The organism is Nesterenkonia sp. AN1 (genome assembly GCF_000582475.1).
GTDB classification, from domain to species: domain Bacteria; phylum Actinomycetota; class Actinomycetes; order Actinomycetales; family Micrococcaceae; genus Nesterenkonia; species Nesterenkonia aurantiaca.
Genome location: NZ_JEMO01000001.1, coordinates 132516 through 148139, shown reverse-complemented (window position 1 = coordinate 148139; position 15624 = coordinate 132516). Strand labels below are relative to the sequence as shown.

Genomic DNA, 15624 nt, shown 5'->3' with positions numbered 1-15624 from the left:
CTCCGGGGCACCCCGGAGCCGGCCGGGCCGACCTGAGGTCTGGCTAGAGCGCGTGGCCGATCAGCACGGGTTCTTCATGCATCGTGATGCCGAAGGCCGTGCTGACCTGTTCCCGGGCAGCCCGGGCCACGGCGAGCAGGTCATCTGTGGTCGCTGAGCCTCGGTTGGTCACCGCCAGCGTGTGCTTGGTGGAGAGCGAGGCCCGGCCCTCGGCGATGCCGGTTCCCTGCGCCCCGCGCCCGGCCACCGGCCCGTCGGGCAGTCCGAAGCCCTTCCCGCAGCCCGCGTTGTCGATCAGCCAGGCCGCGGAGAGCTTGACCAGCGGGGCACCCGCCTCGTCGACCCCGGCGGAGAACCGCGGCGCCCCGGCAGGGAGCGCTGCGGCGACCTCGCGCGGGACGATCGGGTTGGTGAAGAAGGAACCGGTGGACCAGGTGTCATGGTCGCCTTCGCTCAGCACCATGCCTTTGCCCTCGCGCAGCCGCAGCACCGTGCTGCGGACCTCCTTCAGCGGGGCGCGGCGCTCGTGGTCCGCGCTCTCGGCGTCGAGTCCCAGGGTCCGGGCCAGCTCGCCGTAGCGCACCGGGGCGGAGAGCCCGTCGGGGCGGTTCTGCAGCAGGAAGCGGACCTGGGTGACCACGTAACGGGGTGAACCGTGCACGGTGGTCTGCTTGAGCACCGAGTCGCGGTAGCCGAATCCCAGCTCGGCGTTGCTGAAGCGCACCAGCTCGCCGTGCTCTCGGTCCCAGGCCTGGATGTCCTTGATCGTGTGGGCCACATCGGCGCCGTAGGCGCCCACATTCTGCACCGGGACCGCTCCAGTGGCGCCGGGGATCCCGGAGAGCGCCTCCAGTCCGGTGAGGCCGCGGGCCACGCTGAACCGGACCAGGTCGTCCCAGTTGTGCCCGGCGGCGACGGAGACCAGGACCTCACGGTCGCCGTGGAACTCGGTGCTGATCCCGTTGAACGCCAGCTGCAGCACGGTGCCGGGGAAGCCGTTCTCGGTGACCAGCAGGTTCGATCCGCCGCCCAGCACGATGAGCGTGTCCTCGCCGCGCTCACGTGCGGCGTGGTCTGGCAGCGGGTGCTCCCGAAGCACCTCCAGCGCCTGCTCGGGGGTCTCTGCGCGGACCCACCGGCCAGCGGGTCCGCCGACCCGGGCCGTGGTGTGATCGCTGAAGCGGCGCAGCGATACGCGGGGGGAGGTTTCAACACTGGTCACAGCCCAGAAGCCTACCCGGCGTCGCTGAAATGGTCATCTGCGCGCCGCGCAGGTGCTGACTACTCGCCCAGCGGGTGCAGCACTCGCCGCAGGAAGTCCTGGGTGCGCGGCTGCTGGGGGTCACCGATGACCGCAGCGGCGGGGCCCTCCTCGACCACGAGGCCCTGGTCCATGAAGACCACCCGGTCCGCCACCTCGCGGGCGAAGCCCATCTCATGGGTCACCACGAGCATGGTCATCCCGGCCTGGGCGAGCTTGCGCATGCTGGCGAGCACGTCGCCCACGGTCTCGGGGTCCAGCGCGGAGGTCGGCTCGTCGAAGAGCATCAGCTGAGGCTTCATGGTCAGCGCCCGGGCGATGGCCACCCGCTGCTGCTGTCCGCCCGAGAGCTGGTCGGGCCGGCGCTCGGAGAGGTGCTCGAGCCCGACCGCGTCGAGCTGGGCCAGCGCCTCGGTCTCCGCCTCGGCCTTGGACTGTCCCAGCACCCGGCGCGGGGTGATGGTGCAGTTCTCCAGCACGCTCAGATGCGGGAACAGGTTGAACTGCTGGAAGACCATGCCGATCTGCCGGCGCATGGCGTCGAGGTTGACGTCCGGGTGGGTGGCCTCGTGCTCGCCCACGGTGATCGTGCCCGCGTTGGGGGTCTCCAGCCGATTCACGCAGCGCAGCAGCGTGGACTTTCCGGAGCCGGAGGCGCCGATCAGGCAGACCACCTCGCCGGGCGCCACGCTCATATCGATGCCTTTGAGCACCTCGTTGTCCCCGAAGGACTTGTGCAGCCCGGTGATGGTCACCCCGGCCGCGGAGGTGCCGTGGCCGCCGGGCACACCGGTGCCCTTGGCCGCGGTGGTCTCAGGGCGCGGGGTCCTCGCTGCGTCGCTCTGGCTCTGGCTCTGGCTCTGGCTCATGTTCGCGTCCATCTCTACTTCTTCGCCGTGCGGGGGTTGCGGTGCTCCATGCGGCGGGCCAGCAGCGACAGCGGCACGGTCAGCAGCAGGTAGCAGAATCCGGCCACCACCAGCGGGGTCAGTCCCGCCTGGTAGATGTTGATGCCGTCGCGGCCCATCTTGGTCAGCTCGGCGGCACCGCCGGCCATGCCGACCACGAAGATCAGCGAGGAGTCCTTGGTCAGCAGGATCGCCTCATTGGTCAGCGGAGGCAGCACGATCCGGAAGGCCTGCGGGATCTGGATGGTGACCATGGCGCGCCAGGCGGGCATGCCCAGCGCGCGGGCCGCCTCGAGCTGTCCCTTGGGGACGGCCTGCAGGCCGGCGCGCAGGGTCTCGGCGATATATGCGCTGGCCACGATGGCCAGCGCCGAGCCGGCGATCTGCAAGGTGGAGAGGTTCCACCCGAAGGCCAGCGACGCACCGAAGCCGAGCGCGATGAACACCAGGATCGCAGGGATGCCTCGGAAGAACTCGATGTAGGCGGTGGCCACCCACCGGTACACCGGGAACGAGGACATGCGCATCAGCGCCAGCAGCGTTCCGCCGAGCAGACCGAAGACGAAGCCCACCACCGTGTACTGGACCGTGTTGAACAGTCCGACGGTGATGATCTCCGGGAACATCGGTCCCAGGTTCTCGAAGGCGAAGAAGCTGCCGCGGATCGCGGTCCAGTCGATCAGGATGGCCAGCACGATCACGACTGCAAGGAAGATCCCTGCCTGGATCCCGAGGCTCAGTCGCGCTCGGTCACGGGTTGTCATTGCCATGAGGGTTATTCGTCACCCTCGTCTTCGGTGGCGGCGTCCTCGGCGGGCTCCTCCTCAGAAGCCTCGTCGGAAGCCTCGTCCTCGGCACCTTCGCCCTCTTCGGGGGTGTCACCCTCGCGGAACCAGCGGTCCTCGAGCTCTTCCATGCCGCCGGAGGCGTCCAGCTCGGCAAGGACCTGGTTGACCGCGTCGATCAGCTGATCGTTGCCGGTCGCCACGGCGATCCCGAGCTGCTCGCCGGTGTCGATCTCCTCGATGAACTCCGCCGTGTCAGATTCGCCGGCCTGGTAGCCCAGGATGGAGATGTTGCCGATGGCAGCCTCCACCTGGCCGGATTCCAGGCCCTGGATCAGCAGGCCGGAATCGGAGTACTCGCGCACCTCATAGCCCTGCTCCTCGGCGAAGTCGGAGCCCGTGGTCTCGGTCTGCACCCCCACGGTGAGGCCCTCGAGGTCGTCGAGTGAGCTGACGTCGGCCTCGGTGACGGCGAGCAGGCCCAGGTTGTCATCGAGGTAGGGCTCGGAGAAGAGCATGTTGCCCGCGCGCGCCTCGGTGATGGACATGCCGGAGATCGCCAGGTCACAGGTGCCGGCGTCAAGCGCCACCCCGGATTGGATGCCTTCGAAGCCGGTCTGCACGACCTCCAGCTCCGCGTCCAGCGCGCCGGCGATGACCTCGGCGATGTCGATGTCGAAGCCGACGACGGCGCCGTCCTCGTCGTAGTACTCGAAGGGCGGGTAGGGACGTCGGAGCAGACCTGCAGGGTGCCCTCGTTGTTCAGCTCGACCTCGCCGAGATCGAGATCCACGGTGATCTCGTTCTGCGGCTCGGCCTCGAGGCTTTCGCCACCTTCTTCACTGTCGCCGCAGGCGGTCAGCAGAAGTGCTGCCAGCGCGGAGGCGCCTACGGCCTTGGCCGCGGTCTTGTGCATGGGCATGTTGGGATCCTTAGGTTGATCAGCAGAAACCGACATCAGGCGGTTTCCGCGAGTATACGGTGAGGCTGTGTCCCCGCCCTATGTCAGCGGTGCGAGAGCTTGACGGCGTGTCCGCCCGGCAGACCCGCAGCTGCCTCAGCATTCCAGACGGCACGGGACAGCGCCAGGCCTGGAACGCGGCGAGGTCCTAGAGCTGCACCACGGCCTGGGACTTCGCGAGCACCTTGGTGCGGACCGGGTCTGGGTGCGCTCCCCTACCCGGTTCCTCCTCGGCGGCCGGTTCGGTCAGCAGCTCCACGCTCAGATCGATCCGGACCCGGCGCTGCTCGGCGTCCACCGCGCCGATCTTGCCGCTGAGCTGCAGCCGCGCGGTCGGGGTCTCCGGGGACCCCGAGGCCGCATCCGGGACCGGGACCGGCTTGGTGAACCGGGACTGATAGTCCACGATGGCACCCGGGTCGCCCGCCCACACGCTGACCAGGTCCACGGCTGATCCCATGGTGAGCATGCCGTGGGCGATGACCCCGTCGAGCCCGACCTCCCGGGCGAAGCGGTCGTTCCAGTGGATCGGGTTGTGGTCGCCGGAGGCGGCGGCGTAGCGGATCAGGTCCGCGCGGGAGAAGCTCAGCTCACGGGTCCCGATCTGCTGGCCCTTCTCGAGCTCTTCGAAGACCGGCGTGCTCATGCGTCATCTCCTGAGTTGCGGACCAGCAGGCTGGAGGTCACGGTGGTCCGCGCAGACCCGTCCTCGGCGCTGATCTGCACCACTGTGGTGACCATCGCGCCGGCACCCATGGTGCGGATCCGTTCCAGGGTGACCTGGGAGCTCAGCGTGTCTCCGGCCAGGATCGGGCTGTGGTGGGTGAAGCGCTCCTCGGCGTGGACCACGCGGGAGAAGTCGATGCCGGCCTCGGCGTCGTTCACCACGGCCGCCTCGGCGCGCTGTGCGATGACCACCGCGAAGCTCGGCGGTGCGACCAGATCGCGGTGACCCAGCTCCCGGGCGGCCTCGACGTCGTGGTGCGCCGGGTGCTCGGCCTGCACGGCGAGCGCGAACTCGCGGATCGCCTCGCGGCTGACCTGGAACGGCGCGGCGGGAGGGTACTGGTGGCCCTGGCGTTCTGGGTTGATCATTCAGTCGTCCTTCGCTCGGCGGGAGAGGATCTGGGCGGCCTGGCGTCGGCGCAGTCCGATGGCGATCAGGTGGCTCAGGATTCCGGCGCCCAGGAAGACCAGACCGGTGCGCTGCAGCGCGCCGGTCATCTCCTCGGCATCGAGCAGCGCCGCCAGCACCACCAGGATCACGCCCACGGCGGTGGAGGCCATGCCCAGGACCAGGGTGACCCGGTAGGCGCGCGTCCCGCTGCTCCACGGGTCAAAGGACTGAGTGCTCACGGCCGCCAGCTTACAGGGACCGAGGGGGCGAGCTCGAAAAACCTCACAGCGCCCGGCGCGGAGTATGAGCCTGGTTTATCGCAGCCGAAACTCCCCGCTCCACTGTCGGAAACACGGTCTTGTCAGAGTGGGAGCACCATCACCGGACCACCGGACCCCGAAGGGTCACCGTGCGGCCCAGCCCCGCGAGACGCCAGGAAGCAGGACATCGCGATGAACCCCCAGAGCTCCACCGCCACGGCTGAACACCACAGTCCGACCGCCGAGACCGCCGCGCCGACCGACCGGCTGGTCGTCGAAGAGGGTCGCTGGATCACCAACTGGCAGCCGGAGAACGCCGAATTCTGGGAGGGGCCTGGCCGCCCGACGGCACGGCGGAACCTGATCTGGAGCGTGTTCTGCGAATTCCTCGGGTTCGCCGTATGGCAGCTCTGGTCGGTCACGGTGGTCTTCCTGCCCCTGGTCGGCTTCGATCTGACCACCTCCGAGCAGTTCTGGCTGGTGTCGCTGCCACCGCTGGTGGGAGCAACGCTGCGGGTCCCCTACAGCTTCATGGTGGCGATGATCGGCGGACGCAACTGGACCATCATCTCCGCGCTGCTGCTGCTGATCCCCACCGTGGCGATGGCGCTGACCCTGGGGAACCCGGAGACCCCGAACTGGGCGCTGTTCGCCATCGCGGCGGCAGCCGGGTTCGGCGGCGGCAACTTCTCCTCCTCGATGGCCAACATCACCTACTTCTATCCGGCCAGGGAGAAGGGCGCGGCGCTGGGCGTCAACGCCGCCGGCGGCAACCTCGGGGTCGCCGTCGCCCAGTTCACCGTGCCGATCGTGGTCACCGCATTCGCCTTCGGCGCGCTGCAGCCGAACCTGCCCGCCGCCGGGCTGTTCTGGATCCCGTTCATCCTGCTCGCCGCCTGGGGTGCGCGGAAGTACATGCATAACCTCTCCCACGCCAAGAACGACCTCAAAGGCTCGCTCTCGGCGCTGAAGGAGAAGCATCTGTGGATCATCTCGCTGATCTACATCGGCACCTTCGGCTCCTTCATGGGCTTCGGCTCGGTGTTCCCGACCCTGATCAACATCCAGTTCCCCGAGTTCTCCAGCATCCAGGTCCTCGGCGCCGCGCTCTCGCTGGCCTTCCTCGGCCCACTGGTGGGCTCCCTGGCCCGACCTTATGGCGGCAAGCTCGCCGACCGGATCGGCGGCGCCCGGGTGACCATCACCAGCTTCCTGGCCATGGCGGGCGTCACCGCTGCGTGGTGCTGACGCTCTCGATGGCGAACTTCTGGATCTACCTGCTGCTGTTCCTGGCGCTGTTCACGCTCACCGGCGTGGCCAACGGGTCCAGCTACCGGATGATCCCGGTGGTCTTCAAGCTCTCGGTCGACCCGGCCGACCGGGTGGGGCACGAGCGCAAGGCCTCCTCGGCGCTGGGTCTGATCGGCTCGATCGGGGCCTACGGCGGGTTCGCGATTCCACAGATCCTGCGGATCTCCAACGAGTCCACCGGATCCTTCGACATCGCCTTCTGGGTCTTCGCCGCCGGCTACATCGCCCTGGCCGGACTGACCTGGTTCGTCTACATGCGCCCCGGCACCGTCTTCGCTCGCGCCAACGTCTGATGCCGGCGCACAAGACCACCCGCGAGGTCGGGACCCACTGCCCCTACTGCGCACTGCAGTGCGCCATGACGCTGCAGATCACCGAGAGACCCAACGGCGCGGTGACGGTGGACGGCGCCGGGCCGGCCTCTCCAGAGATCACGGTCCAGGGCGCGGAGTTCCCGACCAACCGGGGGCGACTGTGCCGCAAGGGCAGCACCGCCGCGGAGCTGCTGAGCTCCCGCCACGACCGGCTCCGCTCCCCCTTGATCGCAGAGACCGACGACGAGGGTGAGCGCGGATTTCGCGAGGCCTCCTGGGAGGAGGCGCTGGATCACATCGCGGACCGGCTGCGCAGCATCCAGGCCGCCCACGGCCGGGACGCGGTCGGGGTGTTCGGCTCCGGCAGCCTGACCAATGAGAAGACCTATGCGCTGGGGAAGTTCGCCCGAGTCGCGCTGGGGACCGCCCAGATCGACTACAACGGCAGGTTCTGCATGTCTTCGGCGGCCAAGGCCTCCACCGAGGTCTTCGGACTCGACCGCGGACTGCCGTTTCCACTCACGGATCTCGACGCCGCCTGCACGGTCCTGCTGCTGGGCTCCAACGTGGCAGACACCATGCCGCCGTTCGTGCAGCACCTCGAAGGGGCCCGGTCCAAGGGCGGGCTGATCGTGGTGGACCCGCGGCGCAGCACCACCGCTGAGCTCACCGCCGAGGGTGCCGGCTTACATGTGGCCCCGGCGCCCGGCGGGGACCTGGTGCTGCTGCTCGCGCTGGCCAACGTGCTCTTCGAGGAGGGTTACACCGATCAGCGCTACCTCGCGCAGCGGGTCAGCGGCACCGAGGAGTTCCGCAGGTCCACCGCCGCGTGGTGGCCCGAGCGGGCTCAGGCCGCCACCGGCGTCGGCGCGGACCAGATCCGCTTCATCGCTCGCCGACTGGGCTCGGCCGCCGTGCGCGCCCGCCACGGCGGGGACCCGGTGTTCATCCTGACCGGGCGCGGAGTGGAGCAGCACCGCGACGGCACCGACACCGCCCGGGCGGCGATCAGCCTCGCGCTGATCCTGGGTCTGCCCGGCGGCCGTGGCGGCTACGGGACCCTGACCGGGCAGGGCAACGGGCAGGGCGGCCGTGAACTGGGACAGAAGTCTGATCAGCTCCCTGGCCTGCGCTCGATCACCTCGCCCACCGACCGGGCGCACATCGCCGAGGTCTGGGGCGTGGCCCCGGATTCGATCCCCGGCCCCGGGACCCCAGCCACCCAGCTGCTGCACACCATGGGGACTCGGACCGAGAAGGGGCCTGAAGGGATCCGCGCCCTGCTAGTGCATGGCTCGAACGTGGCGGTCTCCGCGCCGGACAGCTCCCGGGTGCTGCAGAACCTGCGCGCACTGGACCTTCTGGTAGTGGCCGACTTCTTCCTCTCCGAGACGGCCGCCGAGGCCGACGTCGTCCTGCCGGTCCTGCAGTGGGCCGAGGAAGAGGGCACCATGACCAGCCTCGAAGGCCGGCTGCTGCGCCGCCGTCGGGCGGTGGACCCGCCCCCGGGCTCTCGTTCCGAACTATGGATCTTCGCCGAGCTGGCCCGCCGACTCGGAACCCCCACCGGCTTCCCCACCGACCCGGCTGAGGTGTTCGAAGAGATCCGCCGGGCCACCGCAGGAGCGAGCGCCGACTACTCCGCCATGAGCTGGGAGCTGTTGGACACCGGCCACGCAGGCTACTGGCCGCACCCGACGACCGGTGAACCATCCGCAGACACCGGCAGGCCGGGTGGGCCCGAGCTCACCAGCACCGGGGAGCCGATCATCGGGACCCCTCGAATGTTCACCTCGCGCTTCGCGCACCCCGATGGCCGGGCGGCGCTGCGTGGAATCCGACCGCGCGGCCAGGCGGCGCCGGGCGCAGCGGAACTGACCTTCACCACGGGCCGGCTCATGGAGCACTATCAGTCGGGCAACCAGACCCGGCGGGTGCCGGCCCTGGACGCCGCGCACCCGCAGGTGACGGTTCAGGTCCACCCGGCCACCGCGCGCCAGTTCGGGCTGACCGAGCACGGCTTGGCCGTGGTGGAGAACGCCCAGGGAGCACTGACCGCGAAGGTCGTCCTCGATGCCGGGATCCGCGCGGACACAATCTTCTCACCCTTCCACTTCGGCGGCCGAGGTGCCGCCAACCTGCTCACCCGGGGCCTGACCGACCCGGATTCGAAGATGCCGGAGTTCAAGAACACCCCGGTGCGGATCCGCCCCGCCACAGCTCTGGAGGCCGCCGCATGAGCCAGAGAATTCCGCACCTGCTGGTGCTCGGCTTCGGCCCGGTCGCGGCCCGACTCATCGATGAGCTCCTCGGGGAGGTCACCGCAGGAAGGCTGCGCCTGACCGTGATCGGGGCCGAGACGACCCGGCCTATCAGCGCATCCGCATCGGAGACGTCTCCGTGGGCCGGATCCGGCCGGCCGACCTCGCGCTGACCGACCTTGAGACCCTGCGTGCGGCCGGCGTCGAGGTGCGCACGGCGGTGTCCGCCACCGAAATCGACCGAGAGCACCGCCAGGTGACGCTCGAGGACGGCGGCACGCTCTCCTACGACCGGCTGGTGCTGGCCACCGGTGCGGAGCCGCTGACGCCCAGCTTCGAGGTGGAGTCCCGACGCGGGGGATCCATCGACGCGGAGGTCAGACCCAGCGGACTGCCGGAGGGGATCCTGGCGCTGCGCGAGATGGGTGATGCGCTGCGCCTGGCCGAGGTCGTGCGTCGCGGCGAGCCGGTGATCGTGCTCGGTGGAGGCGTGCTCGGCGTCGAAGCCGCGCTGGCCATCGCTGAGGTCGGCGCCCCGGTGACCCTGGTCCACCGCGGCAACGTGCCGATGAGTCGGCAGATGGACACCGATGCCGGGATGCTGCTGCGCCGCGAGCTGATCCACGCCGGGGTCCAGATGCGGGCGGCGGCAGACATCACCACAGTCATCGCCGAATCCGGCAGCCTGTGCGCCGTGCGAACCTCCCTGGGAGAGAAGCTGTCCGCCTCGCTGCTGGTCACCTGCATCGGAGTCCGCGCTCGGGACCGGCTCGCCGCGGCGGCCGGCCTCCTGACCCGTTGGGGGGTGCTCACCGATCGGGCATGCCGCAGCGTCACCGACCCGCGGATCTACGCGATCGGTGACTGCGCCACCGTGGACGGGAAGGTCTCCGCAGGACTGATCACCCCGGGCTGGGAGCACGCCGCGACCGCCGCCCGGGCCCTGCGCGAGGACCTCGAGCTGGAGCAGGCGCTCGAACGCGATGCCGCCGGCGCCCCGGTGCACCTGGAGGCCCGGACCGGGCTGGACGTGATCCTGCTGAAGTCCCACACGCTCAACGTCGCCTGCGCCGGAAGCACCGACGTGGACCCCTGGGACCCCGAGTCGCCCACCGTGTCCACCTGGTCAGACCCCAAGGGTGGCCAGTACCTGCGCATCGTCTCAGAGGCGGACCGGATGCTCGGGTTCGTCTCGGTGGGCATGCCGCGCTCGGCCGCCGAGCTGGCCATGCATGCCGGACGCGGCACACTCCCGGTGACCGACCGCACCGCACTGCTGGCCGCCGAGCACGCCACCCGTGAGGCCCAGCTGGGCACGCAGGATGTGCTGTGTCGCTGCGCCGGGCCACCCTGGCCCAGGTGCAGGATGCCGCCGCCTGCGCCGGCACCGTGGAGGAGGTCGGGGCAGCCTGCCGGGCCGGCACCGGCTGCGGCACCTGCCACGTGCGCATCGAGCAGGTGCTCGCCGCCGAGACCCCCGAACAGCTGCCCAAAGCGGTGCACGCCTGAGCACCGCGGGGCGGACCGGCAGGTCGGCCGCTCAGACCGCAAGCCGGTACCCGCGCTTGACCACGGTGCTCACCAGTCCGGTGACCGGCAGCGACTTGCGCAGCCGGGAGACCCACATCTCCAGGGCGTGCTCCGAATCGCACTGGCCCAGCACCTGCATCAGATGGTCGCGGGAGAGCACCGCCCCCTCGGCCTTGACCAGCGCTCGCATCAAGGACAGCGGGCCCGGCGGCAGACGCACCGCTTCGTCGGTGACCTGCGGCACCCGCACCTCGGAGCCGCGCAACTCCACCGGGCCGTGCCGGGTGGAGATCCGCAGCGTCTGGTGCTCCTCCAGGTGGTCGCAGACCAGCTTGATCATCGCGCCCAGACGCCAGCGGGAGGGGATGATCGGGCTGAGCCCGGCGTCGTAGAGCGGTCCAGCGGTCACGGCGCCCACCGCCACCGAGACCACGTCTCCGCGCAGCGCGGCCACCAGCGCCTCGAACCTGCCGTACTGCCGGGCCACCGAGAGGAACGCCTCCACGGCCGGGGCGGCGGTGAAGGTGACCAGATCGAGCTGGCGTTCGATCACGGCGTCGATCATGCGCAGCAGGTCTGAATCCTCATCGGGCTTGGTCCAGGTATAGGGCAGCACGGTGACCACCGTGGCGCCGGCCGCCTTCAGCCGGTGGATCTGGGAGTCATCACTGGCCCCGTGCTGCTGCAGCGCCACGGTCTTGTCCCGCACGTCCCGGGTCAGCAGCATCTCCACCACGGTGGCGGTGCGCTCGTCCTCGGCGGAGCCGTCGTCGTCGAGCCCTGCCGCCCGGACCGCGCCGCGCGCCTTGGGACCGCGGACCAGGATCGTGGCCTTCTCCAGGGTCTCGAAGAGCTCGGTGCTCAGCCCGTAGGTGTCGGCCGCCTCGGACCAGCGGCGCATCCCGTAGGCGGTGGTGATGATCGCGAAGTCCGGTGCGGCCTCGATCACCCTGCGGGTGTCCTGCTGCAGGGTCACGGATTCGGTCAGCGCGACGATCCGCAGCGCAGGGGCATGCATCACCTCGGCCCCGCGACGTCGGAAGGCGCAGATCAGGTCCTCGCTGCGTCGGTCCGAGGTGACCCCGATCCGGAAGCCCGCCAGGGTCTGCGGCACGGAGGCCGTGGCCTCCCCAGCGGGACCGGCGGGCATCGAGGCGCTGGAGGAGCTCACCGTGGTCATCAGAGCACCGCCCCGGCCATGGCGCGGATGACCTGTTCCCCAGCGACCGCCGGGGAGGAGTCGGTGTCGGTGCGCGCCTCACCGGAGCAGGGCTCGGTCGCGGCCAGCCGGACCACCTCCCCGATGACCAGCACCGCCGGCGAGCGCAGCCTGGCCTCGGCCGCGACGCCGAGGATTTCGCCCAGGGGTGCGATGAGCACCCGCTGGTCGGGGCTGAAGCCGCGCTCCACGATGCCCACCGGGGTATCCCGGGTGAGCCCGTGGCGCTGCAGCCCGGTCATGGTGTGTCCCAGCGTGCCCACGCCCATCAGGATCACCGCGGTGCCGCCCAGCGCGGCCAGCCCGGCGAGCTCCTGCTCCCCGAGCGGGTCGTGTCCGGAGATCACGGTGAAGGACTTCGAGACGTTGCGGGCGGTCACCGGGATGCCGGCCGCGGCGGGCACCGCGATCGCCGAGGTGATGCCCGGGACCACTGTCACCGGGATGCCGGCGTCGCGGCAGGCGGCGACCTCCTCGCAGCCGCGTCCGAAGACGAACGGGTCACCGCCCTTGAGCCGCACCACTCGGCGGCCCCGGCGCGCGGCGTCGGTCATCATCGACTGGATGTCCTCCTGGGTCACCCGATGATGGCCCGGACGCTTGCCCACGTCGAAGAGCTCCGCGGCCGGGGCCCATTCGCGCAGCCCCTCGGTGGGTGCGAGCCGGTCGTAGAAGACCACGTCAGCGATCGCCAGCGCGTCGCGGGCTCGCACGGTCATCAGGTCGGCGGCTCCAGGTCCGCCCCCGATCAGTGTGACCTCTCCCAGATCCATCATGAGCTTCCCTCCGCCGGTGCCATATTGACGGGGGCCGGAGCACCCTCCCGCGCCCGCACTGCCGCCTGATGCGCTGCGTCTTCTCGGGCCATCTCTTCGCGCACCGGAATCCGCGGCCCGGTCAGCAGCACCGGGCCGTCTCCGGAGGCGGCCTCGGCCTTCTCCTGCTCGGTGGCCGGGCGACGCTGGCCGCGTTCCAGCACGTAGGCCAGTCCGGTGTCGGGGGCGTCAGGGGCGTTGACGAAGCTGCGGAAACGACGCAGCCGCTCCGGGTCGCGCAGCGTGGCGGCCCATTCATCCTCGTAACCATCCACGTGCTGGGCCATGGCCGCTTCCAGGTCCTCTCCGATGCCCAGCGAGTCCTTGACCACCACGTCGTAGACATGCTCGACTCCCCCGGGCAGCTCCTCGATCCAGCGGGCGGTGCGCTGGAGCCGATCCGCGGTGCGCACGTAGTACATGACGTAGCGGTCGATGTAGCGCAGCAGCGCCTCGTCGTCGAGGTCCTTGGCCAGCAGCTGGCCGTGGGCCGGTGTGGCCCCGCCGTTGCCGCCCACGTACATGTTCCAGCCGTCGCTGGTGGCGATCACGCCGACGTCCTTGGCCCGGGCCTCTGCGCACTCGCGGGCGCAGCCGGAGACGCCGAACTTCATCTTGTGCGGCGAGCGCAGTCCGCGGTACCGGTTCTCCAGCCGGATGCCCATGGCCACCGAGTCCTGGACCCCGTAGCGGCACCAGCTCGAACCCACGCACGACTTCACGTTGCGCAGCGCCTTGCCGTAGGCCTGTCCGGATTCAAAGCCGGCGTCGACCAGTCTGCGCCAGATCTGCGGCAGCTGTTCCAGCCGGGCGCCGAACATGTCCACCCGCTGCGCGGCGGAGATCTTGGTGTAGAGATCGAAGTCGGCTGCGACCTCGGCGATGACCTTCAGCTTCTGCGGGGTGATCTCCCCGCCGGGGATCCGCGGCATCACCGAATAGCTGCCGTCCTTCTGCATGTTCGCCAGCGCCCGGTCGTTGGTGTCCTGCAGCGAGCCGCGGCCCGATTCCAGGATGTATTCGGCGCCGTGCTGGGCGGCCAGGATCGAGGCCACCACGGGCTTGCAGATGTCGCAGCCGAGGTTGCGCTGCGCGTCCGCCGGGCTGCCGAACCGCTCGACGATCTCGGTGAAGGTTCTCAGCTGTGTGGCGCGCACGGCTTCGAAGAGTTCGGCGCGGGAGTGCCCGAAATGCTCACACAGCGCCTTGGAGACCTCCAGCCCCAGGGAGAGCATCTGACGCTCCATGATCTTCTTCACCATCGGGATGCAGGAGCCGCACTGGGTGCCGACCTTGGTGCAGCTCTTCATGGCGGCCATATCGGTGCAGCCGGGTGTGGTGGCGTCCCCGGCGACGGCGGACCGGATCTGGCCCGCGCAGATGTCCTTGCAGGAGCAGACCTGGGCGTCGTCGGGCAGCTCCAGGTCCAGCTCTGCCCCGCCGGCGGCGGAGAGGAAGGCGCCGGGGGCGGCGGGGAGCTCCCGGCCCAGCAGCGGGCGCAGTGAGGAATACGGGCTGGCGTCGCCGACGAAGACCCCGCCGAGCAGGGTGGTGGCGTCGTCGGTGACCACGATCTTCTGGTAGATCCCGCCGACGGCGTCGGCGTAGACCACCTCGAGCGCCCCGGGGGTCTCGGCGAAGGCGTCGCCGAAGGAGGCTACGTCCATCCCGGCGAGCTTGAGCTTCGCGGCGGTGTCGAACCCGACGAAGGCGGCCTGGCCACCGCTGAGCCGGTCGGCGACGACCTCGGCCATGGCGTTGGCCGGGGCGACCAGGCCCATGGAGATGCCCTGGTAGCTCGCGACCTCACCGATCGCCCAGATGTTCGGCGCCGAGCTGGCGCAGGTCTCGTCGATGACGACTCCCCCGCTCTCGGCGCAGTCGAGTCCTGCCGCGGCGGCGAGCTCGTCACGAGCGGTGATGCCGATGGCGGCGACGACGAGGTCGGCCGGGAGGTCTTCGGTCTGCGCGAACTCCAGCGTGTAGCGGCTGCGATCGGGGCCTGCCTCCGGGTCCACGGCCATGCGGGTCGGCCGGTGGCCCAGTTGCAGCCGGTACCCCTCCTGCTGCAGAAGCCGGTTCAGGGTGCGACCGCCGTACTCGTCGACCTGGGCGTTCATCAGCCAAGGGCGGGAATGCACCACGGTGACCTCGGCGCCGAGGCCGCGCAGCCCTCCGGCGGCCTCCAGGCCGAGCAGACCACCGCCGATCACCGCGCAGCGGGCCGGGCGGCCCAGCTCGGCGCTGAGCTCGGCGGCCCGCAGGCGCAGCCAGTCCACGTCGTCCAGGGTGCGGTAGACCGCGATATGCTCGCTGCCCTCTATCGGGGGGCGCGGCGCGGAGGATCCGGTGGCCAGCACCAGCTCGTCGAAGCTGATCAGCTCACCAGCCGCCGTGCGCAGCGTCTTGGCCTTCGCATCCAGCTCGGTCACCGCGGTGCCGGTGTGCAGCTCCACCCGGGGGTCCTCCCAGAGCGCCGGGTCCCCCAGCAGCAGCTCATCGTCGAACTGCGCGAAGCGCCGGGACAGCGCCACCCGGTCGTACGGCGCCGACGTCTCCTCGGTGAACACGCTGATCCGCAGACCCGCCGGGTCTCGGGAGATCATCGCCTCGGTCAGCCGGTGCGCGGCGGGGCCGCCTCCGACGACGGCGATGTGCCGCTTGGTCCCGGCCGGGGCCGAGTGTGTGGATGCGTCCATGGGGGTTCACCTTCGCGGTAGACGATGAGTGCGATATGCCTTCACGTCGATCGGGCGGAGGTGCTCGGTGTTCGACAGGGTCCGCCAGACCGTCGAGGGTTCGCTTCAGCCTAGGAACACGCGGTTTCTACGCGGTGTCGCATTTGTAACACCAATGTGACGAAGTTCTCATCGTGATCTCAG

Annotated in this window: 12 protein-coding genes and 2 pseudogenes; 4 read left to right on the top strand and 10 right to left on the bottom strand. The window is 70.1% G+C overall.

Translation table 11 applies throughout. The features are described from left to right. Positions 1-43 precede the first annotated feature (43 nt). The 7 genes from BG28_RS00700 to BG28_RS00670 all read right to left on the bottom strand — a co-directional run bounded on the left by BG28_RS00700 (position 44) and on the right by BG28_RS00670 (position 5271). On the bottom strand, positions 44-1222 hold the full coding sequence (locus BG28_RS00700; protein WP_235180901.1) for a UDP-N-acetylmuramate dehydrogenase: 1179 nt from the start codon (positions 1220-1222) through the stop codon (positions 44-46). 59 nt (positions 1223-1281) lie between these two features. Further along, a complete protein-coding gene (locus BG28_RS00695; protein WP_084479307.1) occupies positions 1282-2130 on the bottom strand; it encodes an amino acid ABC transporter ATP-binding protein in 849 nt (282 codons plus the stop codon). A 14-nt stretch (positions 2131-2144) separates the two neighbouring features. Beyond that, the gene (locus BG28_RS00690; protein ID WP_036473213.1) at positions 2145-2939 is read right to left on the bottom strand and encodes an amino acid ABC transporter permease; all 795 of its coding nucleotides are present in this window, start codon (positions 2937-2939) and stop codon (positions 2145-2147) included. 5 nt (positions 2940-2944) lie between these two features. After that, positions 2945-3694 carry an ABC transporter substrate-binding protein gene (locus BG28_RS00685; protein WP_084479288.1) on the bottom strand — a complete coding sequence of 250 codons (750 nt, stop codon included), beginning with the start codon at positions 3692-3694 and terminating at the stop codon, positions 2945-2947. Positions 3695-4063: 369 nt separating this feature from the next. Further along, entirely contained in the window at positions 4064-4561 is a 498-nt protein-coding gene (locus BG28_RS00680; RefSeq protein ID WP_036473211.1) for a MaoC/PaaZ C-terminal domain-containing protein, read from the bottom strand. Then, a complete protein-coding gene (locus BG28_RS00675; protein ID WP_036473209.1) occupies positions 4558-5010 on the bottom strand; it encodes a MaoC family dehydratase N-terminal domain-containing protein in 453 nt (150 codons plus the stop codon). Before BG28_RS00675 ends, BG28_RS00680 begins: the two co-directional genes overlap by 4 nt. Beyond that, complete coding sequence (locus BG28_RS00670) at positions 5011-5271, bottom strand: hypothetical protein (protein WP_036473208.1); 261 nt, start codon at positions 5269-5271, stop codon at positions 5011-5013. Between the two features lie 213 nt (positions 5272-5484). Between BG28_RS00670 and BG28_RS00665 the strand changes: the two are divergent. From BG28_RS00665 to BG28_RS00650, 4 genes and pseudogenes are all read left to right on the top strand, one after another. After that, positions 5485-6896: pseudogene (locus BG28_RS00665) on the top strand (MFS transporter). Further along, the gene (locus tag BG28_RS00660; RefSeq protein ID WP_036473206.1) at positions 6896-9157 is read left to right on the top strand and encodes a molybdopterin oxidoreductase family protein; all 2262 of its coding nucleotides are present in this window, start codon (positions 6896-6898) and stop codon (positions 9155-9157) included. The pseudogene BG28_RS00665 and the gene BG28_RS00660 overlap by 1 nt, the downstream one beginning before the upstream one ends. 160 nt (positions 9158-9317) lie before the next feature. Then, positions 9318-10055 (top strand): annotated as a pseudogene (locus tag BG28_RS16600) (FAD-dependent oxidoreductase); the annotation flags it as partial. Between the two features lie 452 nt (positions 10056-10507). Beyond that, positions 10508-10687, top strand: a complete 180-nt coding sequence (locus tag BG28_RS00650) for a (2Fe-2S)-binding protein (RefSeq protein ID WP_036473203.1) — start codon at positions 10508-10510, stop codon at positions 10685-10687. Between the two features lie 31 nt (positions 10688-10718). On the opposite strand, the gene BG28_RS00645 is transcribed toward BG28_RS00650, so the two are convergent. Genes BG28_RS00645 through nirB form a run of 3 tightly spaced genes read right to left on the bottom strand, consistent with a single transcriptional unit; the run spans position 10719 to position 15441 of the window. Further along, the gene (locus tag BG28_RS00645; protein WP_084479287.1) at positions 10719-11888 is read right to left on the bottom strand and encodes a uroporphyrinogen-III synthase; all 1170 of its coding nucleotides are present in this window, start codon (positions 11886-11888) and stop codon (positions 10719-10721) included. Beyond that, complete coding sequence (gene cobA, locus BG28_RS00640) at positions 11888-12703, bottom strand: uroporphyrinogen-III C-methyltransferase (protein ID WP_133726307.1); 816 nt, start codon at positions 12701-12703, stop codon at positions 11888-11890. Before cobA ends, BG28_RS00645 begins: the two co-directional genes overlap by 1 nt. Then, on the bottom strand, positions 12700-15441 hold the full coding sequence (gene nirB / locus BG28_RS00635; protein ID WP_084479286.1) for a nitrite reductase large subunit NirB: 2742 nt from the start codon (positions 15439-15441) through the stop codon (positions 12700-12702). Before nirB ends, cobA begins: the two co-directional genes overlap by 4 nt. Positions 15442-15624: the final 183 nt, after the last annotated feature.